Annotated in this window: 14 protein-coding genes and 1 pseudogene; 12 read left to right on the top strand and 3 right to left on the bottom strand. The window is 70.4% G+C overall.

Going from position 1 to position 23169, the window contains the following annotated elements:
* Positions 1–36: 36 nt before the first annotated feature.
* Positions 37–366 carry a WhiB family transcriptional regulator gene (locus IEZ21_RS15635; RefSeq protein WP_189322480.1) on the bottom strand — a complete coding sequence of 110 codons (330 nt, stop codon included), beginning with the start codon at positions 364–366 and terminating at the stop codon, positions 37–39.
* A 389-nt stretch (positions 367–755) separates the two neighbouring features.
* Between IEZ21_RS15635 and IEZ21_RS15630 the strand changes: the two genes are divergently transcribed.
* The 4 genes from IEZ21_RS15630 to IEZ21_RS15615 all read left to right on the top strand — a co-directional run bounded on the left by IEZ21_RS15630 (position 756) and on the right by IEZ21_RS15615 (position 5311).
* Positions 756–1367 carry a response regulator transcription factor gene (locus IEZ21_RS15630; protein WP_003948568.1) on the top strand — a complete coding sequence of 204 codons (612 nt, stop codon included), beginning with the start codon at positions 756–758 and terminating at the stop codon, positions 1365–1367.
* A gap of 256 nt (positions 1368–1623) precedes the next feature.
* Positions 1624–2211: a sigma-70 family RNA polymerase sigma factor gene (locus tag IEZ21_RS15625; protein ID WP_033323245.1), complete on the top strand. Its 588-nt coding sequence runs from the start codon at positions 1624–1626 to the stop codon at positions 2209–2211.
* A gap of 176 nt (positions 2212–2387) precedes the next feature.
* Positions 2388–3893 carry an IMP dehydrogenase gene (guaB, locus tag IEZ21_RS15620; protein WP_189322479.1) on the top strand — a complete coding sequence of 502 codons (1506 nt, stop codon included), beginning with the start codon at positions 2388–2390 and terminating at the stop codon, positions 3891–3893.
* Positions 3894–4186: 293 nt separating this feature from the next.
* Positions 4187–5311, top strand: coding sequence for a GuaB3 family IMP dehydrogenase-related protein (locus IEZ21_RS15615; RefSeq protein ID WP_189322478.1), 1125 nt, complete (start codon positions 4187–4189; stop codon positions 5309–5311).
* A 782-nt stretch (positions 5312–6093) separates the two neighbouring features.
* Here the strand turns inward: IEZ21_RS15615 and IEZ21_RS15610 are convergent.
* Positions 6094–7299 carry a nucleotide sugar dehydrogenase gene (locus tag IEZ21_RS15610; RefSeq protein WP_189322477.1) on the bottom strand — a complete coding sequence of 402 codons (1206 nt, stop codon included), beginning with the start codon at positions 7297–7299 and terminating at the stop codon, positions 6094–6096.
* Between the two features lie 272 nt (positions 7300–7571).
* Between IEZ21_RS15610 and IEZ21_RS15605 the strand changes: the two genes are divergently transcribed.
* The 7 genes and pseudogenes from IEZ21_RS15605 (at position 7572) to IEZ21_RS15575 (ending at position 21270) form a co-directional block, all read left to right on the top strand.
* Positions 7572–9278: a glycerol-3-phosphate dehydrogenase/oxidase gene (locus tag IEZ21_RS15605; protein WP_189322476.1), complete on the top strand. Its 1707-nt coding sequence runs from the start codon at positions 7572–7574 to the stop codon at positions 9276–9278.
* A gap of 123 nt (positions 9279–9401) precedes the next feature.
* Complete coding sequence (locus IEZ21_RS15600; RefSeq protein WP_189322475.1) at positions 9402–11651, top strand: serine/threonine-protein kinase; 2250 nt, start codon at positions 9402–9404, stop codon at positions 11649–11651.
* A gap of 165 nt (positions 11652–11816) precedes the next feature.
* Positions 11817–14519 (top strand): serine/threonine kinase C-terminal domain-containing protein, encoded by a 2703-nt coding sequence (locus tag IEZ21_RS15595; protein WP_189322474.1) that lies wholly within the window; start codon positions 11817–11819, stop codon positions 14517–14519.
* A 228-nt stretch (positions 14520–14747) separates the two neighbouring features.
* Positions 14748–16460 (top strand): serine/threonine-protein kinase, encoded by a 1713-nt coding sequence (locus tag IEZ21_RS15590; protein ID WP_189322593.1) that lies wholly within the window; start codon positions 14748–14750, stop codon positions 16458–16460.
* A 135-nt stretch (positions 16461–16595) separates the two neighbouring features.
* Positions 16596–17756, top strand: a pseudogene (locus IEZ21_RS15585) (serine/threonine-protein kinase); the annotation flags it as partial.
* A gap of 147 nt (positions 17757–17903) precedes the next feature.
* Positions 17904–19601, top strand: coding sequence for a serine/threonine-protein kinase (locus IEZ21_RS15580; protein WP_189322472.1), 1698 nt, complete (start codon positions 17904–17906; stop codon positions 19599–19601).
* Positions 19602–19623: 22 nt separating this feature from the next.
* Complete coding sequence (locus tag IEZ21_RS15575) at positions 19624–21270, top strand: serine/threonine-protein kinase (RefSeq protein ID WP_189322471.1); 1647 nt, start codon at positions 19624–19626, stop codon at positions 21268–21270.
* Positions 21271–21346: 76 nt separating this feature from the next.
* On the opposite strand, the gene IEZ21_RS15570 is transcribed toward IEZ21_RS15575, so the two are convergent.
* On the bottom strand, positions 21347–22084 hold the full coding sequence (locus tag IEZ21_RS15570; protein WP_189322470.1) for an SDR family oxidoreductase: 738 nt from the start codon (positions 22082–22084) through the stop codon (positions 21347–21349).
* 93 nt (positions 22085–22177) lie between these two features.
* Here IEZ21_RS15570 and IEZ21_RS15565 point away from each other — a divergent pair, with 93 nt between their 5' ends.
* A complete protein-coding gene (locus IEZ21_RS15565) occupies positions 22178–23041 on the top strand; it encodes a LysR family transcriptional regulator (RefSeq protein WP_189322469.1) in 864 nt (287 codons plus the stop codon).
* Positions 23042–23169 lie beyond the last annotated feature (128 nt).

Raw genomic sequence — 23169 nt, 5'->3', positions numbered from 1 at the left:
CCCAGCTGCACGGTGTCCCCTCGAAAAAACGTTCCTTCAGTTGTTCGGCGAGGCACCCCCGCTCGATGCCGAGGCTGAGACCAGCCGGTTGCGGGCCCGTCCCATGAGCTCTTCGCGTTCGTCCTCGGTCAGTCCGCCCCACACTCCGTACGGCTCGCGCACCGTCAGCGCGTGCGCTGCGCACTGCGCGCGTACCGGGCACCTCATGCAGACCTCTTTGGCCGAGTTCTCGCGAGCGCTCCGGGCCGCCCCGCGCTCGCCCTCCGGGTGGAAGAACAGGGAGCTGTCGACTCCGCGGCAGGCCGCGAGGAGCTGCCAGTCCCACAGATCCGCATTGGGTCCGGGAAGGCGGGAGAAATCTGCCATTGCGTTGTCCCCTTGTGGCCGTTCAGGCGGATACATGCCCATGATCGCGTGTAGGCGATCTAAGGAGATGAAAATATGACTCATTGCGAATCTAGCTACAGACACCAGCAAATGGGAAGAAAAACGTCTGAATGGGGCACTCCTTGTGATGAAACCTTGTGGGTCCTTTGCGGGTGTCTGCACCGTGTCCGCCCCCTCACGTAGAGTGCCGAAGGTGGCTCACCGCCCCGTAACTCTTTCGAGTGACCGTCGTTGAGTGTGCTGAGGCGGTTGAAGGAACAAACGCTCGGTCGGACGGCAGAATCCGTCGGCGAGTGTCGACCGCACAGGTGACGATTCGTACCAGCCTGGAGGCTCAAGGTGACGCGCATCAGCTGCGGAGGGCGGTCATGACATCCGTCCTCGTCTGCGACGACTCCCCGCTTGCCCGAGAGGCGCTCCGCCGCGCGGTCGCGACCGTGCCCGGTGTCGAGCGTGTGACGACGGCGGCCAACGGCGAGGAAGTCCTCCGCCGCTGGGGTGCCGACCGTTCGGACCTGATTCTGATGGACGTACGCATGCCCGGTCTGGGTGGTGTGGAGACGGTCCGGCGGCTACTGTCCGCCGATCCCGGTGCGCGCATCATCATGCTCACCGTCGCCGAGGACCTGGACGGTGTGGCGCTCGCCGTGGCCGCCGGTGCCCGTGGCTATCTGCACAAGGACGCCTCGCGCGCGGAGCTGCGGGCGACCGTGACCCAGGCGCTCGCCGACCCGACCTGGCGGCTCGCCCCGCGCAGGCTGCGCTCCGCCGAGATGGGCGCCGCGCCGACGCTCACCGCGCGTGAGATCCAGGTGCTCGAGGGCATGAGCCACGGCCGGTCGAACGCGGAGATCGGCCGTGAGTTGTTTCTCTCGGAGGACACCGTCAAGACCCACGCCCGGCGCCTGTTCAAGAAGCTCGGCGCCTCGGACCGCGCCCATGCGGTGGCGCTCGGATTCCGGTGGGGCCTGGTCCGTTAGGTGAAGTGCAGCGGGGGTAGGAAAATCCCCGCCTGCCGCGTGGTGGGCGGGGGTGGCGAGAGGGCCCGACATGTGCCCGCTGCTCGTTTCGGCGCGGATGCCGCATCCTTGAGGTGTGGAGTTCCTCGGGGACGAGTCGATCGAGCGGGAGGGGAGGGCGCAGGAGATGAGTTCCGGCGCACCTGCTCATAACGCTTCGGTGCACAACAACGGACGCGGTGCCACGGATCGGACGACGCCAAGGCACCATGGACCGATGCGCGACGACGAGGCGGCCACTGCCCAAGGGGCGATTGGTTCGCTCGTCCATCGTGCTGTCGACGGCGACGAGCAGGCCACGCACGATCTGCTCGCCCATGTCCACCCCCTCGCGCTGCGCTACTGTCGCACCCGTCTGTCCCGGCTGCCGGGTGACGCACGGCACTTCGTCGAGGACCTGGCGCAGGAGGTCTGCGTGGCGGTGCTGCTCGCCCTGCCGCGCTACAAGGACACGGGGCGCCCTTTCGAGGCCTTCGTCTTTGCCATCGCCGCGCACAAGGTCGCCGATCTGCAGCGCGCCGCGATGCGCCACCCCGGCTCGACGGCCGTGCCCTCGGACGAGATGCCCGAGCGGCCCGACGACTCCCTCGGCCCGGAGGAGCGTGCCCTCCTCAGCAGCGACGCCGAGTGGGCCAAGAAGCTCCTGGCGAACCTTCCGGAGAACCAGCGTGAGCTGCTGCTCCTGAGGATCGCGGTGGGTCTCACGGCCGAGGAGACGGGGCAGATGCTGGGGATGTCTCCGGGGGCGGTCCGGGTCGCCCAGCACCGGGCGCTGAGCCGTTTGAGGGCGCTGGCCGAGCAGTAGGGCCGACTTCCGGGATCCCGGGATTCACAGGAGTCGGGGCAGGCGGTGAACGAGCAAGCCACCAGGCCCGTACGAAACCACGAAGCGGCGGAGCAGCCCATGGTGTGGAATCAGAGCCCCCAGTTCGCCGTTAGCATGGACATCCGCACCGATCAAGGCCATTTGGGGAAGGTGTCATGACTGCCAACGTCGACGGAGTGCCCGAGAAATTCGCGACACTCGGGCTGACCTACGACGATGTGCTGCTGCTGCCGGGCGCCTCGGAAGTGCTTCCGAACGTGGTCGACACCTCGTCCCGCATCTCCCGCAACGTGCGGGTGAACATTCCGCTGCTCTCGGCGGCGATGGACAAGGTGACCGAGTCCCGTATGGCGATCGCCATGGCGCGACAGGGCGGCGTCGGCGTACTCCACCGCAATCTGTCCATAGAGGACCAGGTCAACCAGGTCGACCTGGTGAAGCGCTCCGAGTCCGGGATGGTCACCGACCCGATCACGGTGAACCCGGACGCGACGCTGGCCGAGGCGGACGCGCTCTGTGCCAAGTTCCGTATCAGCGGCGTTCCGGTGACCGACAGTGGCGGCAAGCTGCTGGGCATCGTCACCAACCGCGACATGGCCTTCGAGACCGACCGCTCCCGTCAGGTGCGCGAGGTCATGACCCCGATGCCGCTGGTCACCGGCAAGGTCGGCATCTCCGGCCCGGACGCCATGCAGCTGCTGCGCCGCCACAAGATCGAGAAGCTTCCCCTGGTCGACGACGCGGGCGTCCTCAAGGGCCTCATCACGGTGAAGGACTTCGTCAAGGCCGAGCAGTACCCCAACGCCGCGAAGGACGCCGAGGGCCGCCTGATCGTCGGTGCCGCCGTGGGTGCCAGCCCCGAGGCGCTCGAGCGGGCCCAGGCGCTGGCCGAGGCCGGGGTGGACTTCCTGGTCGTCGACACCTCGCACGGTCACAACAGCAACGCCCTGAGCTGGATGTCGAAGATCAAGTCGAGCGTCCGCGTCGACGTGATCGGCGGCAACGTCGCCACCCGTGACGGCGCTCAGGCGCTGATCGACGCCGGCGTCGACGGCATCAAGGTGGGCGTGGGGCCCGGCTCGATCTGTACCACCCGGGTGGTCGCCGGTATCGGCGTCCCGCAGGTCACCGCGATCTACGAGGCGTCCCTCGCGGCCCGCCCGGCGGGTGTCCCGCTGATCGGCGACGGCGGCCTGCAGTACTCCGGCGACATCGGCAAGGCGCTCGCCGCCGGCGCCGACACGGTGATGCTGGGCAGCCTCCTCGCCGGCTGTGAGGAGTCGCCCGGCGAGCTGCAGTTCATCAACGGCAAGCAGTTCAAGTCCTACCGCGGGATGGGCTCGCTCGGTGCGATGCAGTCCCGGGGCCAGGGCCGGTCGTACTCGAAGGACCGCTACTTCCAGGCCGAGGTGGCCTCCGACGACAAGCTCGTGCCTGAGGGCATCGAGGGCCAGGTGCCCTACCGCGGCCCGCTGGCCAACGTGCTGCACCAGCTCGTCGGCGGACTGCGCCAGACGATGGGCTATGTGGGCGCGGCCTCCATCGACGAGATGGAGACCAAGGGCCGCTTCGTACGGATCACCTCCGCGGGCCTCAAGGAGAGCCACCCCCACGACATCCAGATGACGGTCGAGGCGCCGAACTACAGCCGCAACAGGTAGACGTACGCCATCGTCATCGGCAATCGGCATCCACGCGCGCGTGCGGCACGGTCAAGGGCGGCCCCGGGAGCTTCGGGGCCGCCCTTGCAGCCTGTCGGTTCGCCTCCGGGGCGCCTCAGCCGGTGTCGAGAGGCCGACCGTGCTCACCCCTTCGGGCCTCCGCGCTCCCCCACGCTCGGCTTCGCTCGCGCGGGGGGACCCCCATGCCCTCTCGACACCGGCCGCGCCCCTGCGGCTCACGGGCGTCGGGGATACTGGAAGACGCTGAAACGAAGAGGGAAAGGCCACAGAACGTGACTGAGATCGAGATCGGGCGCGGCAAGCGCGGCCGCCGGGCATACGCCTTCGACGACATCGCCGTCGTCCCCAGCCGCCGTACGCGAGACCCGAAGGAGGTCTCGATCGCCTGGCAGATCGACGCCTACCGCTTCGAGCTGCCCTTCCTGGCCGCCCCCATGGACTCGGTTGTCTCTCCGGCCACGGCCATCCGCATCGGCGAGCTGGGCGGCCTCGGCGTACTGAACCTCGAAGGCCTCTGGACGCGGCACGAGGACCCGCAGCCGCTCCTCGACGAGATCGTCGAACTGGACGCCGACAACGCGACGCGTCGCCTTCAGGAGATCTACGCGGCCCCCATCAAGGAGGAGCTGATCGGGCAGCGCATCAAGGAGGTGCGCGACTCGGGCGTGGTCACCGCCGCCGCACTCTCGCCGCAGCGCACGGCCCAGTTCTCCAAGGCCGTCGTGGACGCGGGCGTCGACATCTTCGTGATCCGCGGTACGACGGTGTCGGCCGAGCATGTGTCGGGCGCCTCCGAGCCGCTGAACCTGAAGCAGTTCATCTACGAGCTGGACGTCCCTGTCATCGTGGGTGGCTGCGCCACGTACACGGCGGCGCTGCACCTGATGCGTACGGGCGCGGCCGGTGTCCTGGTCGGCTTCGGCGGCGGCGCCGCACACACCACGCGCAACGTCCTGGGCATCCAGGTGCCCATGGCGACGGCGGTGGCGGATGTCGCGGGCGCGCGCCGGGACTACATGGACGAGTCCGGCGGCCGGTATGTGCACGTCATCGCCGACGGCGGAGTCGGCTGGTCCGGCGACATCCCCAAGGCCATCGCCTGCGGCGCCGACGCCGTGATGATGGGCTCCCCGCTCGCGCGAGCCACGGACGCGCCGGGCAAGGGCCACCACTGGGGCATGGAGGCCGTCAATGAAGAGCTGCCGCGCGGCAAGAAGGTCGACCTCGGCACGGTCGGCACGATCGAGGAGATCCTCGCGGGTCCCTCGCACACCCCCGACGGTTCCATGAACTTCTTCGGGGCGCTGCGGCGGGCGATGGCGACCACCGGGTACAGCGAGCTGAAGGAGTTCCAGCGGGTTGAGGTCACGGTGGCGGACTCGCAGCACAAGAGGTGACGTGACGCTGCGCTCGGCTTGAGCGGTGGGAGGGGCTCGGTTGCCTGTGTGGGCGACCGGGCCCCTTTGCTGTGCCCAAGTGGGCTGGTGGGGGCGCGGGTTGCGAGAGGGGGCGCGTGGTTGCGTTTGGGGCGAATGTGGGCTGAACGGGCGTAGTGAGGCGATAGCGTCCGTGTTCGGCGACCCAGTTCTCTGGGGCGCCCCCTTCCAAGGACAAGGTTCCGGACCCCGGGCGTCGGGGCCCGGCCCGAGCTCCGATGAACCGTCCACCGGGCCTCTGGGCGGCGTCATGGAAGGGGGCGCACCCATGGGGCGTCACCGCAAGCCCACCCGCTGGGACCGAGTCCGTCTTCGGATGGTGAAGTTCCGGAGGAGGTGCATCTTGTGGATTTACGGCCGGTGAGCGGCCGCCCCTATAGAGACTAGGGGCGGACACCCGTGAACCGACTAGGAGCCTGCCGCAGTGTCCGCTGCGGTGGGCTCCACCTTTTTGTACGGTACCGGATCCGCCGTTGGGCAGCGCGGCACCGGAGGAGGTGGATCCTCGATGGATGAGTGGCCACCCCTATAGGAACTAGGGGTGGCCACTCCGTTCTCCTTTCAGGAGCCTGCCGCAGTGCCTGCTGCGGTGGGCTCCACTTTCGTACGGCACCAGATCCGTTACCGGCGGTGAGGTGCCAGAGAAGGTGGATCTTGCGGATGTACGTGTTTCGTACGCTAGCGGCGCACCAGCCCCGCACGCCACCAGCCCCAGACGCACAACCTCCCGCACGCGCCCCCCTTCACAACCGATGCGCCGCCCCCGCAGGCGTAGCCCCCCGCGTATCCAGCAGCAACTGCGCCTTCACCGACAGCCCCTGGAGGTCGTACGTGCGGTGGTGCTGGAGCAGGATCGTCAGGTCGGCGTCGGCGGTGGCCTCGTAGAGGGAGTCCGCGCGTGGGATCGGGTGGTCCAGGACGCTCCAGGAGGGGACGTACGGGTCGTCGTAGCTGATGGCGGCGCCCAGTTCCATCAGCCGGAGCGCGATCTCCCGGGCGGGGGAGCCCTGTTGGTCGGCGTGGTCGGGCTTGTACGTCACGCCGAGGAGCAGTACGCGTGCGCCGCGGGCCGACTTGCCGTGTTCGTTGAGGAGTGCGGTGGCGCGCTGGATGACGTACTGGGGCATGTGGTCGTTGACCTGCTGGGCCAGTTCGACCATGCGCAGGGCGCGGGTCCGGGGGCCTGCGAGGTCCCGGGCGATGGCGTGACCGCCCACTCCGGGGCCGGGGCGGAAGGCCTGGAAGCCGAACGGTTTGGTCTCGGCGCAGCGGATGACGTCCCACAGGTCGACGCCCAACTCGTGGCAGAGGACGGCCATTTCGTTGACCAGGGCGATGTTGACGTGACGGTAGTTGGTCTCCAGGAGCTGCACGGTCTCCGCTTCGCGTGGTCCACGTGCGCGTACCACCTTGTCGGTGAGCCGGCCGTAGAAGGCGGCGGCCGACTCGGTGCAGGCGGGGGTGAGGCCGCCGATGACCTTCGGGGTGTTGGCGGGGGTGTGGTCGCGATTGCCCGGGTCGACACGGCTGGGTGAGTACGCGAGGTGGAAGTCGCGGCCCGCGCGCAGCCCGGAACCCCCTTCCAGAAGGGGCCGCAGGAATTCCTCCGTGGTCCCCGGGTACACGGGTGATTCCAGGATCACCGTGGTGTGCGGACGCAGCCATGTGGCCAGGGTGTGTGCGGCGGCGGACATCTGGGTCAGGTCGAGCCCGCCGTCCGCGCCGCGCGGGGTCGGTGCGCAGATGACGGCGGTGCGTACGCGGCCGAGTTCGGCGGGGTCGGTGGCCGGCCGGAAGCCCCCCGAGAGCATCCGGCGCAGGTCGGCGGCGGGCAGCGGCGCGGGGTCGCCGCTCTGGTAGCCGAGCGTGGAGATGCCGGCGGTGGCGGCGGCCTGGGCCAGGGGCAGTCCGAGCTGGCCGAGGCCGATGACGGCGAGATCTGCGGGCATGGCGGTGAACCGTCCTTCCCAGTAACCGAAGCGGGACAACGGCGCAAGCCCTGTGGACAGAACGGGCGAGCGCAATGTCAGACTAGGAATAAATATGACCGATTTGCTGTATTGCCCGGCTGTGATTCCTTGCGAGTCGCCGAGAGTTGTCCACAGGCTGGTGGTGGGTGGTGGCCGATGTCGGGCAACGCCGTCAGACTTTGGGCATGGGGGATGCGGACCGAGCCTCGCCGAACAGCTGAGGCCAGCGCGACGAACAGCGGGAGGCAGCGGTGAGGACAGCGACACTGGGACCGGCGGAGCGCGCCGAGTCACTCGCATCAATGGCCGAGCACGAGCTGGATCTGCTGGTCGTGGGCGGCGGCGTGGTCGGCGCGGGCACCGCGCTGGACGCCGTGACGCGCGGACTGTCCACCGGCCTGGTCGAGGCGCGTGACTGGGCGTCGGGCACGTCGAGCCGGTCGAGCAAGCTGATCCACGGCGGCCTGCGCTATCTGGAGATGCTCGACTTCGCGCTCGTACGGGAGGCGCTGAAAGAACGCGGACTGCTGCTGGAGCGGCTGGCGCCGCACCTCGTCAAGCCCGTGCCGTTCCTCTATCCACTGCAGAACAAGGGCTGGGAGCGGTTGTACGCCGGATCGGGTGTCGCGCTCTACGACGGCATGTCGATGGCGCGCGGCCATGGACGCGGGCTGCCGGTACACCGTCACCTCTCGCGTCGTAACGCTCTGCGTGTGGCGCCCTGCCTGAAGAAGGACGCGCTGGTCGGGGCATTGCAGTACTACGACGCGCAGATGGACGACGCCCGCTATGTGGCGACCCTGGTGCGCACGGCGGCGGCGTACGGCGCGAAGGTCGCCAACCGCGCGCGGGTGACCGGCTTCCTGCGCGAGGGCGAACGGGTTGTCGGTGCCAAGGTGCAGGATGTGGAAGCGGGCGGGGAGTACGAGATCCGCGCCAAGCAGGTCGTCAACGCCACGGGGGTGTGGACGGACGACACCCAGGCGCTGGTGGGGGAGAGGGGACAGTTCCACGTACGGGCGTCCAAGGGCATCCATCTGGTCGTGCCGAAGGACCGGATCAACTCGACGACGGGGCTGATCCTGCGGACCGAGAAGTCCGTGCTGTTCGTGATCCCGTGGGGGCGCCACTGGATCGTGGGCACGACGGACACCGGCTGGGACCTGGACAAGGCGCATCCAGCGGCGTCCAGCGCGGACATCGACTATCTCCTGGAGCACGTCAACTCGGTGCTGGCGGTACCGCTTTCACGTGACGACGTGCAGGGGGTGTATGCGGGGCTGCGGCCGTTGCTGGCCGGGGAGTCGGACGCCACCAGCAAGCTGTCGCGCGAGCACACCGTGGCACATCCGGTGCCGGGGCTCGTGGTCGTGGCGGGCGGCAAGTACACGACGTACCGCGTGATGGCCAAGGACGCGGTGGACGAGGCGGTGCACGGCCTCGACCAGCGCGTCGCCGACTGCGTCACCGAGGACATCCCGCTGATCGGCGCCGAGGGGTACCGGGCGCTGTGGAACGCGCGGGCGCGCATCGCCGCGCGGACCGGGCTCCATGTGGTGCGCGTGGAGCACCTGTTGAACCGGTACGGGGTACTTGCCGAGGAGGTGCTCGACCTGATCGCCGCGGACACCTCGCTGGGCGAGCCGTTGCCGGCGGCCGAGGACTATCTGCGTGCCGAGATCGTGTACGCCGCCTCGCACGAGGGGGCGCGGCACCTGGACGACGTACTGACCCGGCGTACGCGCATATCGATAGAGACGTTCGACCGCGGGACACGCAGCGCGCGGGAGGCCGCGGAGCTGATGGCGCCGGTGCTCGGCTGGGACAAGGACCAGATCGAGCGTGAGGTGCAGCACTACGAGAAGCGGGTGGAGGCCGAGCGGGAGTCGCAGCGGCAGCCGGACGACCTGACGGCCGACGCGGCACGGCTGGGGGCGCCGGACATCGTGCCGTTGTAACACAGCGTGCCCTCACCGGGGTTGGGTATGACGCATTCCGTTTGTGGGCCCCCCTGGGCGCTGAGCGGTCGCCGGGTGAGGGACAATGGAGGCTCTGTCGGGGCGGGTTGCATGAGGGGACGCATGTCGGAGCCGGAGCGGGACGGGACATCTCGTCAGGACAAGAGTGAACGTCTCCTCGCCGGTCGGTACCGGCTGGGAGAAGTCCTCGGCCGCGGCGGCATGGGCACCGTCTGGCGGGCCAAGGACGAGACACTGGGCCGGACGGTCGCCGTCAAGGAACTGCGGTTCCCGTCGAGCATCGACGAGGACGAGAAGCGGCGGCTGATCACGCGCACCCTGCGTGAGGCCAAGGCGATCGCGCGGATCCGGAACAACGGCGCGGTGACGGTCTACGACGTGGTCGACGAGGACAACCGGCCGTGGATCGTGATGGAGCTCATCGAGGGCAAGTCGCTCGCCGAGGCGATCCGTGAGGACGGTGTGCTCACGCCGAAGCGTGCCGCCGAGGTCGGGCTCGCCGTCCTCGACGTGCTGCGTGCGGCGCACCGCGAGGGCATCCTGCACCGTGACGTGAAGCCGTCGAACGTACTGATCTCCGAGGACGACCGGGTCGTGCTCACCGACTTCGGTATCGCGCAGGTCGAGGGCGACCCGTCCATCACCTCGACCGGCATGCTCGTCGGCGCCCCCTCCTACATCTCGCCCGAGCGGGCGCGCGGCCACAAGCCGGGGCCCGCGGCCGACCTCTGGTCGCTCGGCGGCCTGCTGTACGCCTCGGTGGAGGGTGTGCCGCCGTACGACAAGGGGTCCGCCATCGCGACGCTCACCGCGGTGATGACGGAGCCGCTCGAACAGCCGGCGAACGCGGGGCCGCTGGAGAAGGTCATCTCCGGGCTGCTCGTGAAGGACCCCGAGCAGCGGCTCGACGAGGCGGGCGCGCGGGCGATGCTCATCGAGGTGATCCACGCGCCCGAGCCCGAGGAGATCGAGCCGGAGCCGATGGAGACGACGAAGGTCGTGCCGTTGCCGGACGTGCCGGAGGCCCCCTCGAAGAAGGGGAGTTCGGGCGGTGGGGCCGGGGGTGGTTCCGGGAGCAGGACGAGCAAGGCGAGCAAGAAGGGTGAGGAGGCGGCCGAGCGGCTGCTCGGGGCGTTTCGTTCCGTGCGGAAGAGCGCTGCCGCGTCGGCGGGGGCGGCTTCGGCGGCGGTGGCCGGGGTGCGCGGGAAGCCCGACGGTTCCACCACCGACTCCGAGGGCTCCACTGAGCCCGCGGGTTCCACCGGGTCCGAGGGCTCCACTGAGTCCGCGGGCGCCACCGACTCTGCGGTCTCCGCCGAGTCCGCCAACTCCGCCGACGCGGCCGACTCCAAGGGTTCCTCCGGGGAAGGCACGGCAGCCTCGAGCGAGAAGACGTCCGCCGGAGAGAAGGCCGAGGAGAAGACCGGTCGGAAGGCCGAGGAGAAGGCCGAAGCACCCGCGGAGGAGCAGGAAAAAGTCGCCGTCGGGCTGAGCTCCGGCGGAGCGAACTCCCCTGCGGCGAGCGGGACTTCGGAGGCCGGTGGCGGGACGCCGCCGCCCACCACCCCCAGGGCTCCGCTCAGCGATGTGGTGTCGAGGCGGACGTTGGCGATCGTCGCGGTGGCCGTGGCGCTCGCCGTACTCGGCACGATTCTCGCGGTCGTGCTGGACGGCGATGGCGATGCCGGGGCCCAGGGCAACAGCGGAGGCAACACGTCCGCGTCCAGCGGGGCGAACGCCGGGAGCGGCACCAAGCAGGACGAGAACAGCGGTACGGACAAGACGGACAAGGACGGCAGCGAAAAGCCGGAGTCCGCTGCCGGAGCCACCGGAGGCCCGGCCACGGGCAGTACGCCGAGCCCGAGCCCGAGCCCGAGTGCGTCGGGTGGGGCGAACGAAGGCGGCGGGGATTCGAAGGACATCGCCGCGTCGACGCACAAGGGGAGTCAGGGGTACTCGATCGGGCTGCCGAAGGGGTGGAAGTACCAGTCCACGAGCGCGAGCGGGGACAGGTTCGCCGGTCCCGACGGGCAGGAGCTGCTGGTCGCCTGGACGTCCACGCCCAAGGACGACCCCGTGGCGGACTGGAAGAACCAAGAGCGGTTCATGCAGCGGTCGCAGTACCAGCGGATCCGCATCGAGAAGGTCGGCTACCGCGGCTGGAACACGGCCGACTGGGAGTTCACGTTCACGGAGGGCGGGACCAAGTACCGCTCGATCGACCGCGGGTTCGTGGTCAACGGCCAGCTCGGTCACGCGCTGATGTACACCGCGAAGGACTCGGCGTGGAACAGCGATCTTCGCAGGGACACCTGGCAGACATTCACGCGGACGTTCGAACCGAAGTCCTGAGGGACACAAGAGGGATACGGGAGTCTTGAGATCTCGCATCCCCTCACTGCGGGTTGCCTCCGGCACGTATCGTGAGTGGTTGCGGACCGTACGCAGCCGGATATGCGGCCACAACGGGACGCATGACGAACGGATTTGACCGACCGGGCGCCCGGGGGAGGCATCGTGGACGACTATGCGGGACGGGTACTCGCCGACCGCTACCGCCTGCCGCTGCCGCCCTCGGACGAGTACGAACTCGCCGAGAGCCGGGCCTTCGACACCTACAGCGGGCAGGAAGTGCTGGTCAGGCAGGTGCCGTTGCCCGAGGTCGTCGAGGCGGAGGTGATCGACGCCGACGGCCTGCCCGACGGATTCGTGGCGCGGGACGGCGGGGCGCGGCGGTCGGCCGCGCGGCCCACGCGGCGGCCCACCGAGCCCGCCGTGCGCCGGGCGATCGAGGCCGCGCAGGCGGCGGCGCAGATACCCGACCATCCCCGGCTCGACCAGGTCTTCGACGTGTTCGCCGAGGGCGGGTCGCTGTGGATAGTGAGCGAGTTGGTGCCCGCCCGGCCGCTCGCGGCGCTGCTCGCGGAGCGCCCGCTGAGTCCGTACCGGGCCGCCGAGGTCGCCTCCGACGTGCTGACCGCGTTGCGGGTGCTGCATGCGCACGGCTGGGTCCACCGGAACATCACCGTGCGTACGGTGCTGGTCTGCGACGACGGCCGGGTGATGCTCACGGGGCTCGCGGCCGGGGCGGCCGAGGAGGCGCTGTGCGGGTACGACCCGGTGCCGGTTGCGGAGGGTGACGGAGGCGAGGGCCCCGAGGGGGCCGATTCCGGTTCCGCTTCCGGAACGGCGGCCGGCCCGGCGGGTTCGCCGGGACCTTACGGTCAGCCCGATCAGGCGGGTGGCCCCGGCCACTACGGCTCGCCCCCTGTGTCCAGTACGCGTGCCCCCGGTGACGACCGGTCCGCCGTAGAGGCGGCGCCCGGAAGCAATGGAGCCATGGCACCCGTTGCGCGGCCGCCGGTAGCAGGGCGGCGGGAGTTGGAGCCGAGCAACGACGTGCGGGCGGCCCGGGCCGGAGCCATCGCGGCCTATCGCGCCGGTGCGCGGGCAGCGGCGCGTGTACACGAGGAGCAGCGGGACGGACAGCGCGGACAGCACGCGGCGTTGCCCGCTCCGAGGCCCCGCCCCGCCGAGGGTGACGCCGAGGCCGGGCAGACCTCCGCGTACGGCACGGAGCACACCCCGCCGCCCGGCCAGATCGCCGACCCGTACGGAGTGGGCCGGTCGAACCCCTGGCACGGCGCCGTACCGCGCGCCGGCGCCCCCGCGCTCCCCGGCAACGGCCAAGGCCAGGGCCGCCCCGCGCTCCCCGGCAACGCGAACGGAGCCGGAACGGGCATACCGGGCAACGGATTGGGCGCATCGGGCACAGGAACCGACGTACCGGGAAACGGAGTCGGCCCCGAGGCAAGCGGCGTACCCACCCAGCCCTCCGACCACCACACCAACGACCCCCACGTTCCCGACCGCCACACCTCCTCCGGGCCCACCCGCTGGACCCACCTCGTCCCCGAACGCACCCCCCACCGAGGCCCCACCACCGCCCTCGCCGCTGAGCGCGCCCGCCAGGCCCGTATGGCGGTCGTGGGACCGGTCACCGAGCGGTGGGCGCCCGAGCAGGCCGGGCCGGTGCACGAGAACTGGCAGCTGGCGGCGCCGATCGGGCCCGCGACCGACCTGTGGGCGCTGGGCGCGCTGCTCTTCCGGGCCGTGCAGGGGCATGCGCCGTATCCGGAGGAGAACACCGCCGAGCTCGTGCAGCTGGTGTGTGCGGAGCCGCCCGCCTTCGCGGAGGAGTGCGGGCCGCTCAGGCCGGTCGTGGAGTCGCTGCTGCGTCAGGACCCCACCGAGCGGCTGGACTTCGAGGAACTGCGCGGCTGGCTGCGTTCGCTCGTACGGTCGGCGCCCGAGCCGGAGGCGGGGACGCATATCGTGGCGGCGCCGCCGGTGGACGCCAGGCGCCTGCCCGTCGTACGCCGCCGGGGCGAGCTCGTCCGCAAGCGTCGCGCCGGCTTGCCGGACCGGCATGCCCGCCACAAGCGGCAGGAGAAGGCGCCGAAGCCCCGCCGTCTCGGCCGCACCCTGCTGGTGCTGATCCTGCTGGCGCTGGCCGCGGCCGTGGCGTACGCCGTGGTCTTCATGCCCAAGGCCGGGCCGGATGCGAACGGCGGTGCGCAGACCGGAGCCGCCGGAGACGTCGCGCCCGCACCCGAACACTCGTCCGACACCGACCCGAACCCCGGCACGGACGGGAACGCGGGCACGGATCCGCAGCCCGACAACACGCCGAGCGGGACACCGAGCAAGGAGAACAGCCCCAGCCAGTCGTCCAGTTCCAGCACCCAGACCACCGGCCCCGACCTCCCGCAGGGCTTCACCCTGCGTAAGGACTCCGAGGGCTTCAGCGTCGCGGTCGCCAACGGCTGGGACCGCACGCCCAAGAACGGCAGCGGGCAAGTCGTCTACTCCCAGGGCAACTTCGAGCTGCTGATCGTGCCCGGGCGCGACACCGCCAGCGAATACGGCGACGATCCGATGACGTACCAGCGGGAGGAGGAGCGCGAGTTGCAGCCGTTCCGCGACTCGACCTGGGCCACGTCCAGCGGGATGCGGCGGATCGACGTGGGCGGACGGACCATGGCCGAGGGCCAGTTCACCTGGCAGAACGCCGAGGGACGCGAGATCTACGTACGCAATCTGGCGATCCTCGTCGACGGCCGTTACCACGTGGTGCAGTTGCGCGGTCCGGAGGCGGAGCGGGACGAGGTGTCGCGGCTGTACGAGCAGGCGTCGGCCACCTATCAGATCACCGGTTGACGCACCTGCCAGGTCACCGATCGACGGCCGGATCGCCCCACCGACTGCTTCACCGATCGACCCCGCCGGACCCGCTGTTCCCGCAGCTCCCGTAGTCCCTTGCTCACCCACAGGGCACGATCGTCACAGTGCGGTACCGAGTGTCCCCGCCGGTTCCCTTGTTCGATGGCCGGTCCCTAATCTGAACCTGTCAAGGACTATGCGGGGAAACGTGAAAACGTGAATCAGATGCAGGGCCTGCTCCTCTCGGACCGCTACCGGCTCGTCGACTCCATCGGGAGCGGCGGAATGGGCCGGGTGTGGCGCGCGCATGACGAGGTGTTGCACCGCGCCGTCGCGATCAAGGAGCTGACGGCCGCGCTGTACGTGTCCGAGAGCGATCAGGCCGTACTGCTCGCCCGTACCCGGGCCGAGGCGCGCGCTGCCGCGCGGATCAACCACTCGGCCGTCGTCACCGTGCACGACGTGCTGGAGCACGACGGCCGGCCGTGGATCGTGATGGAGCTGGTCGAGGGCCACTCGCTCGCCGACGCGGTCAAGGATTCGGGGCGCGTCGAGCCCCGGGAGGCGGCACGGATCGGGCTGTGGGTGCTGCGTGGGCTGCGGGCCGCGCACTCGGCCGGCGTACTGCATCGCGACATCAAGCCCGGCAACGTACTCCTGTCCCGGGACGGCCGTGTCCTGCTCACCGACTTCGGGATCGCCCAGGTCGAGGGAGATACGACGATCACGCGGACCGGCGAGGTCGTCGGCTCGGTCGACTATCTCCCGCCCGAGCGCATTCGCGGCCATGACCCCGGCCCCGCCTCCGACCTGTGGGCGCTCGGCGCCACGCTTTACACGGCGGTCGACGGCAGGTCGCCGTTCCGGCGGACCACGCCGCTGACCACCATGCAGGCGGTGGTCGAAGAGGAGCCGGGCGAGCCGGAGCACGCGGGCCCGCTCGCGCCCGTGATCGCGGCGCTGCTGCAGAAGGATCCGGCCGATCGGCCCGATGCGGCTCAGGCCGAGCAGATGCTCGCCGAGGTCGCGGAGGGGCGCAGGCCGAGCGAGACCGAGGCCCATGTGCCGACGGTGGACCTGCCGAACGCCCCGACCAACAGCGGCACTTACGGCTCCCATGGCGGACCGGCGCCCGATCCGGCCGCCGCCACCTTGGATCACCCAGCGAACCACGCCCCGAACCACCAGGCGCACCATCCGGCGCCCCCCGCCTCGCCGCACCACGCCCCGCCGAACCAGCCGCCGTACGGTCCGGCGGCCGGCCCGCGAGGCCGTCGCCGTGGCCGCACGATCGCCCTCGTCGTGGTCATTGCCGCGCTCGTCGGCGGGGGAGGTGCCGCGGCGATGAAGTACGCGGACGAGTGGGGGCAGCAGCCAGGCGCATCGCCCTCGTCCTCGCCTTCCTCCTCCGCAACGTCGCCAACGCCCTCGCCGGAGGAGGGGAAGGAGACACCATCGGGTGGCGTCCCGGACAGCTGGGTGCGAGTCGACGACCCCAGGGGGTTCAGCCTCGCCCTGCCCAGCAAGGAGTGGCAGCGGCAGGAGGCGGACCAGTTCCAGGTCGACTACACGCCCGACGGTGGCAAGAGCTTCCTCCGCATCGCCGTCGACGACCAGCCGGACTTCCCCACGCCGTACGAGCACCTGCTCGACCTGGAACAGCAGTTGCAGCGGCTGAGCGACTACCAGCGGGTCAGCCTGGACGAGAACATGTACCGCGATTGCCCTGGCGCCCGGTGGGAGTTCACCTGGACGGCGATGCCGAAGGACGGGGCGTTCCCCGGTCCGCGCCGGGCCGTCGAGCAGATGTATCTCAGCCGTGACGGCGTCGAGTACGCGATCTATATGTCGGCGCCCGCGGCGGACTGGGAGCAGATGCGCCGTCAGTTCGACCACATGCTGCAGGGCTGGCGGCCCAGTGCGGACAAGGCGGGCTGAGCCCGAACCCACCCGAGCGTTGCCACTGGAGTCGCCCCCCGTCGCACCCCGTCGGCCCCAGCGCACCGTCGCCCTTCGGCCACCCGGCCTCCGGCGCCCCTAACAGGCGCTCACCTGTGGGGCATGATGGGGCGCATGGGGACCGAGAGGGAGAACCTCCGTGTCATCGCGGGTCGTTACCGGCTGGAATCCAGACTCGGCCGGGGCGGCATGGGCGTCGTATGGCGGGCCAGTGACCTGTTGCTCGGCCGGCAGGTGGCGGTCAAGGAGCTCTCCGTGGACCCGTCGCTTCCGGAGGAGGAGTCCCGCTCGCAGCGTGAGCGCACGCTGCGGGAGGCGCGGGCCGTCGCGCAGCTCGAGCATCCGAACATCATCGTGGTGCACGACGTGGTCGAGGACGACGAACGCCCGTACATGGTCATGGAGTTGATCGAGGGAAGCTCGCTCGCCGACCGGATCTCAAGCGACGGGCCCCTCGACGCCGCCGAGGCCGCGCGGATGGGCGTCGCCCTGCTCGGCGCGCTGCGCAGGGCGCATGGCGCGGGCGTGCTGCACCGTGATCTGAAACCCGCGAACGTCCTCGTCTCCGACGAAGGCCGCGTCGTGCTCACCGACTTCGGGATCGCCCGGGTCGAGGGTGCGACGACGCTCACCGAGAACGGTTCGTTCGTCGGCTCGCCCGAGTACACCGCGCCGGAGCGCATGTCCGGGGCCAGGACAGGACCCGAGTCCGACCTGTGGTCGCTCGGCGCGCTGCTGTGCACGGCGCTGAGCGGCGAATCGCCGTTCCACCGCGACTCGTTGGGCGGCATTCTGCACGCGGTGGTCTCCGCCGAGATCCATCCGCCGGACGAGGCCGCGCCGATCCTTCCCGTCGTACGAGGGCTCCTGGAGCGGGATCCCGACCGGCGTCTCGGTTCGGCTCAGGCGGAGCGGATGCTGCGGGCGTTTCTCGACACGGGTCGTACGCCACCGGTGCCGCCCGGGCCCGCGACGTCGACGCGGCGGGATGTACAGGAACGGCAGCCGGTGACCGCGCCGCCCCGGATCCCCTCGCCCGCGCGGCCGTTGCCGCTGTCGGCCCGGAGGGCGCTGATCGCGGCCGCGCTGGTCGCTGCGATGGCGGGGGCGGGTGTGTCGGCCGCCGCGTTGCTGATGAGAGGGGGCGGGGACAACGGCCGTACGCCGCCGCCCACGAGCTCGGTGCCTCGGACGAGCCCCGGTACGAGTCCGCCGACGAGCCCCACGCCCACGGTGACCGGCACGCGCTCGCCGACGTCCACCGTGGACGCGACTCTGTCGCCGGACCGGCCGCCCAGGATCCCGTAACCGGCCGCCCAGAATCCCGTAAAGGGAACATAAGGAACGTCGTGCGTCACGGGTGTGTGACCGGTAAGCATAAGGGGTGGAAGCTCGCCATCTGGCGCGATATGGATGGTTCTTATGAACAGCAACGGGGGAGCCCCTTACGGGTCGAACGAGCCAACCAGTTTCGATCTGCAACCGCCGCAGCCAGGTGTGCCCGGACCGCCGCCCGGCGCACCGCAGCCCGCCGGCGTCCCGTACCCGGGCAACCCGTACGCGGCGCCCACCCAGGTGGTGCCCGAACAGCAGCTGCCCGAACAGCAGGTGCCGCAGACGCAGCAGATGCAGCAGGAACCCGGCACCGGACGTCTGATCGTCGGCCGCTACCGGCTGCTGGGCAAGCTCGGCCATGGCGGCATGGGCACCGTATGGCGGGCCAAGGACGAGACGGTGGACCGTGAGGTCGCCGTCAAGGAGCCCCGCGTACCGGATCATCTTCCCGAACGCGAACGTTCCAACGCCTTTGAGCGCATGCGTCGCGAGGCGCGCGCCGCGGCCCGGCTCGATCACCCGGCTGTCGTGAATGTGCACGATGTCGCCGTGGTGGACGGCCAGCCGTGGATCGTGATGGAGCTGGTGCAGGGACGTACGCTCGGCGCCGCGCTGCAGGAGGGCACCCTCGGGGTGCGCGAGGCGGCGAAGATCGGCCTCGACGTCCTCGGCGCGCTGGAGGCCGCACACGCCGCGGGCATCCTGCACCGCGACGTCAAGCCCGACAACGTCCTGCTCGGCCCGCACGGCCGCGTCGTCCTCACCGACTTCGGCATCGCCCAGATCGAGGGCGAGACGAACCTGACGGACACCGGCGGCTTCGTCGGTTCGCCCGAATTCATCGCGCCCGAGCGGGTGTTGGGGCAGCGGCCGGGCCCCGCCTCCGACCTGTGGTCGCTCGGCGTCGTCCTGTACGCGGCCACGGAGGGCATCTCGCCGTTCCGCCGCACCAACACGCCCGCGACCCTCCAGTCCGTACTCAACGCCACGCCGGCCGTAGCGAACGCGGCCAAGGGCCCCCTCGCCGACGCCATCAACGCCCTCCTGAACAAGGACCCGGCCCGTCGCCCGAACGCCGCCCAGGTCCGCCGGCTCCTGGAACAGGCCGCCCAGCCGCCCCAGGAGACCAAGGTCCTCGAACGCGCGGCGCCCGGCGGCAAGTCGGTCCGTATCGGCCGCAAGGGGTGGATCGGGATCGCCGCCGGGCTCGTCGTGGCGACAGCGGTCACGGCGTTCCTGCAGATGGGCAACCCGTTCGCGGGGCCGTTGCCGGACGACTGGAAGCAGCGGGACCTGCCGAAGCTCGGTGCGAGCGTCGGCGTGCCCGCCGACTTCGTGAGGGACAAGCCCGTCGACGGTTCGGACGGCACTGTGGTCTCGTTCTCCGACCCGAGCGGCGGTGTCTGGATCAGCGTGGACCTCGACCGGAAGGCCGACGACACGAACGGTGAGATCCCCGACTCGGCCTCGGCCAAGGCGTTCGCCGACTGGGCCACGTACGAGGACGGTGAGTACGGGTCCGGTATGGCCGACACTCCAGCTCCCAAGGGTGATCCCAAGGCGGCGACGTACAAGGAGAAGAAGGCCGCCGAGAACACCGTCGTCTACACCAACACGGACACGCAGGTCCCGCGTCTGCGCGAGGCCAGGATCTTCTACTACAAGGCCGGGAACGGTGACATGTACCGGCTCTGGATCGACTACCCGGCCAAGGGGTACTTCACCGACGAGGGCCGCGAGATCGCGAAGACCGCCATCGCCAGTCTCGACATCGACAACCTCTGAGGCCACACGATACTGATGGTGCATGACAACTGACGTGGGCCGGCTGATCGGAGGTCGCTACCGGTTGACCGAACGCATCGGTTCCGGCGGCATGGGCACCGTATGGCGGGCCTGGGACGAACTGGTGGGGCGCGAAGTCGCCGTCAAACAGCCGCGGTTACCCGGGGATCCCGTGGACGACGTCCACCAGCGCGCCGCCAACCGCCTCTACCGTGAGGCGCGGGCCGCCGCGCGTGTCGACCATCCCGCCGCCGTCGCCATCCATGACGTGGTCGTCGAAGGCGGACTGCCGTGGATCGTCATGGAGTTGATCCGGGGCGAGTCGTTGGACGACGTACTGCGGCGCGGCCCTCTCAAGCCGGCCGACACCGCGCGCATCGGGTTCGCGGTCGTCGGCGCGCTGCACGCCGCGCACTCCGTCGGGATCGTGCACCGGGACGTGAAGCCCGCCAACGTGCTGCTCGGCCCGCACGGCCGCGTCGTGCTCACCGACTTCGGCATCGCGTACATCCAGGGCGAGGAATCCCTCACCGCCAGCGGCGAGTTCGTCGGCTCGCTCGAGTTCATCGCGCCCGAGCGCATGGCGGGCCATGGCGCCGGAGCCGCCTCCGACCTCTGGTCCCTGGGCGTTCTGCTGTACGCCGCCGTCGAGGGCTGGTCCCCCTTCCGCCGTACGACCGTGGAGTCCACGCTCGCCGCGATCCTGTCCGACGAGCCGCCGCAGCCGCGGCAGGCCGGGGACCTCGCCCCGCTGATCACCCAGCTGCTGGCCAAGGACCCTGGGCAACGACCGGACGTCGCGAAGATCGCGGCGGTGCTGGAGGCGGTCGCCGAGGGCTGGACCGTACCCGTCGTCACCGGCACACCCCGAGAGCCCCAACGCCCCTCAGCCTCACCGGAGTTCGCGGGCTACACCGAGACCGTACGGTCCGGACTGCCGTCGCCGGACACGGCAAGAACCGAAACGGCCGGACCTCCGCCCGCCCCACCCGTGCCGTCCCTGACGGAGCCCGACCATCGCTCCGTACGCCGACGACGCCCCAGCCTTCGCCTCCTCGCCGCCTGTGTCGCCGGTGCCGTTCTCCTCACCGGTGGCATCTGGCTCGGGGTCTCCTTCCGGGGCGGTGACCCGAGGGCGGAGGCGCAGAGCCGTGGCGACGCCACCCCCTCGGCCTCCGCCTCTCCCTCGCCCCCGACCGTGAACGGCTGGACGATCCACACGGAGCGGGCCCTGAACGCCATCCTGTCCGTACCGGCCGGCACTCCACTGGTCGACCGCAACGACTCCGGTGCGGACCGCCGCAACCCTTCCCGCACGGTGATCTACGGCGACAAGACCGTCCAGCTCCGGCTGACCCGCGAGGAAGCCGTCCCCACGCCCATGAACGCCTGGGCGGATGAGGCCACCCTCGCCTACGCCGACGACTTCGCGAAAACGCTGTCCGAACCCACCACGTTCCATGGCTACGAGGCGAGGCTCCTCGACACCGAGTACGAGGTGAAGGAGGAGAAGTACCGCGTGATGCAGTTGCTGATCGCCACGGACGCCAAGGAGTACTACGAGCTGCGCGTGGACATGCCGAAGGGCACGAAGGACGAGAAACGGGGCGCCTCGTTGTTCGAGGGCGCGCGTGATCGCCTCAAGGTCGGCAAGGCGATGGCGGGCTGACGTCCTGACTGGCCTCAGTATCCGCGGTCGCGTCGAGCACGCCAGGGCTTGCGGCCTGATCACGACAGGTTCGGGGTCACCAGGGGATGACGCCGTCGTCCTCGAAGAACGAACCGGTCGGGCCGCCGTCGGGCAGCGTGGCGAGCCGGATCGCCGTGGCCGCGCCCTGCTCAGGAGTGCGGGGTCCCTGGAAGCCGGTGAAGTCGGTCGCGACGAGGCCCGGGCAGGCGGCGTTGATCAGGATGTTCGTACCGGCGAGCTGCCGGGCGTACTGCACGGTGACGGCGTTGAGGAACGACTTCGACGGTGAGTAGGCCGCCATGATCGGGCCGGCCTTGACGTCGGAGCTCGCCTGCAGGGTCAGGGAGGCGACGCTGCTGGAGACGTTGACGATGCGTGGCGACGTCGAGCGCCGCAGCAGCGGCAGCATCGCGTTGGTCACCCGGATGACACCGATGACGTTGGTCTCCACGACCGTACGGACCACGTCGAGGTCGAGCGTGGTCGGGTCCTGCGCCCATCCCGGCCCCGTCTCTCCCGAGATGCCGGCGTTGTTGACCAGGACGTCCAGGCGCCCGGCCTGCCGTTCGACCAGTTCTGCGGCATCGGTGACGCTCCGGTCGCCGGTCACGTCCAGCGGCACCCCGAACGCGTCCACCCCGGCGGCGCGCAGCTTCTCGACGGCGGCCTCGTGCCGGGGCTCGTCGCGGGCTCCCACGCCCACGCGGTACCCGAGGGCGCCAAGACCGGCCGCGATCTCGTACCCGATTCCCTTGTTCGCGCCGGTCACCAGCGCGATCTTCGTTTCACTCATGCCGTCGATGCTCACTCACGGGCGAGCGGCGCATCCAACACCGATACGGTGCCCTGTCATACCCGGTAGGTATCACCGACGTACGCTGTGGCCATGGACACCTTGGAGACCCGCGAACTGAGGTACTTCATGGCCGTCGCCGAGGAACTGCACTTCGGCCGCGCCGCCGAGCGCCTCGGCATGGCCCAGCCACCGCTGTCCCGGGCGATCCAGCAGCTCGAACGGCGCCTCGGCGTCTGTCTGCTGGAACGCAACCGCCGCGGCGTCGCCCTGACCGGCGCCGGAGAAGTGCTGCTGCACGAGGGCCGCGCAGCCCTCGACGCGACCACCGCGGCCGCCCGCCGCACCCGCCGTGCCGGCGGCGCCGACAGCCCCGGCGGCCCCCGCAACCGCCTGGTGCTGGCAGTGAAGGCCGGTGCGTCCCACGAGCTGCTGTACAAGCTCCTCGACGCCTACGCGGCCGAGCCCGACGCCGCCGAGATCGAGGTGCTGCCGAGCGGCACGTGTGAGCAGGGAGAAATGCTGCGCGACGGCCGCGCCGATGTGGCGCTCATGCACGCGCCGTTCAACTCCCTCGCCGGGTTCGACAGCGAGGAACTGCTGACCGAGGGGCAGATCGCCATCCTGCCCGCCGGGCACCCCCTCGCCGCGCACAAGACTCTGTCCCTGGCCGAGGTCGGCGACATCCCCGATCTTCCGCTCGCCCGCTTTTCCCGCCACGGTACGTACCCACCCGGCCCGGGCCCCGAGATCCACGACCAGACGCAACTGGCCCAGCTGATCGCCCTCGGACGCACCGTGGCCGTCTTCCCCGACTCCGCCCGCGCCTGGCTGTGGGCCGAGCACACCGCCGTCCCCCTGACCGACGCACCCCCCGTCGTCACCCACATCGCCTGGCCCGCGCACAGCCGCTCCCTCGCCCTCGCCGGGCTGATCCGCACGGCCACACGGCTGTGACCCTCTCGCGCCGTCCATCGCCGCCGGCCCCCACACTCCACCGCCGCCCGCCCACGGGTACCGCCGTGACTCCGTGTACCGCCGACCTTCGTGCCGGCAGAGGGCGTGCCGGGCTGCCCACGGAACGG

Origin of the sequence: Streptomyces flaveus (assembly GCF_014647675.1) — a bacterium.
In the GTDB taxonomy this organism is placed as follows: domain Bacteria; phylum Actinomycetota; class Actinomycetes; order Streptomycetales; family Streptomycetaceae; genus Streptomyces; species Streptomyces flaveus.
Note: the sequence above shows the minus strand (reverse complement) of the source record. Positions and strands in the feature narration are given on the sequence as shown.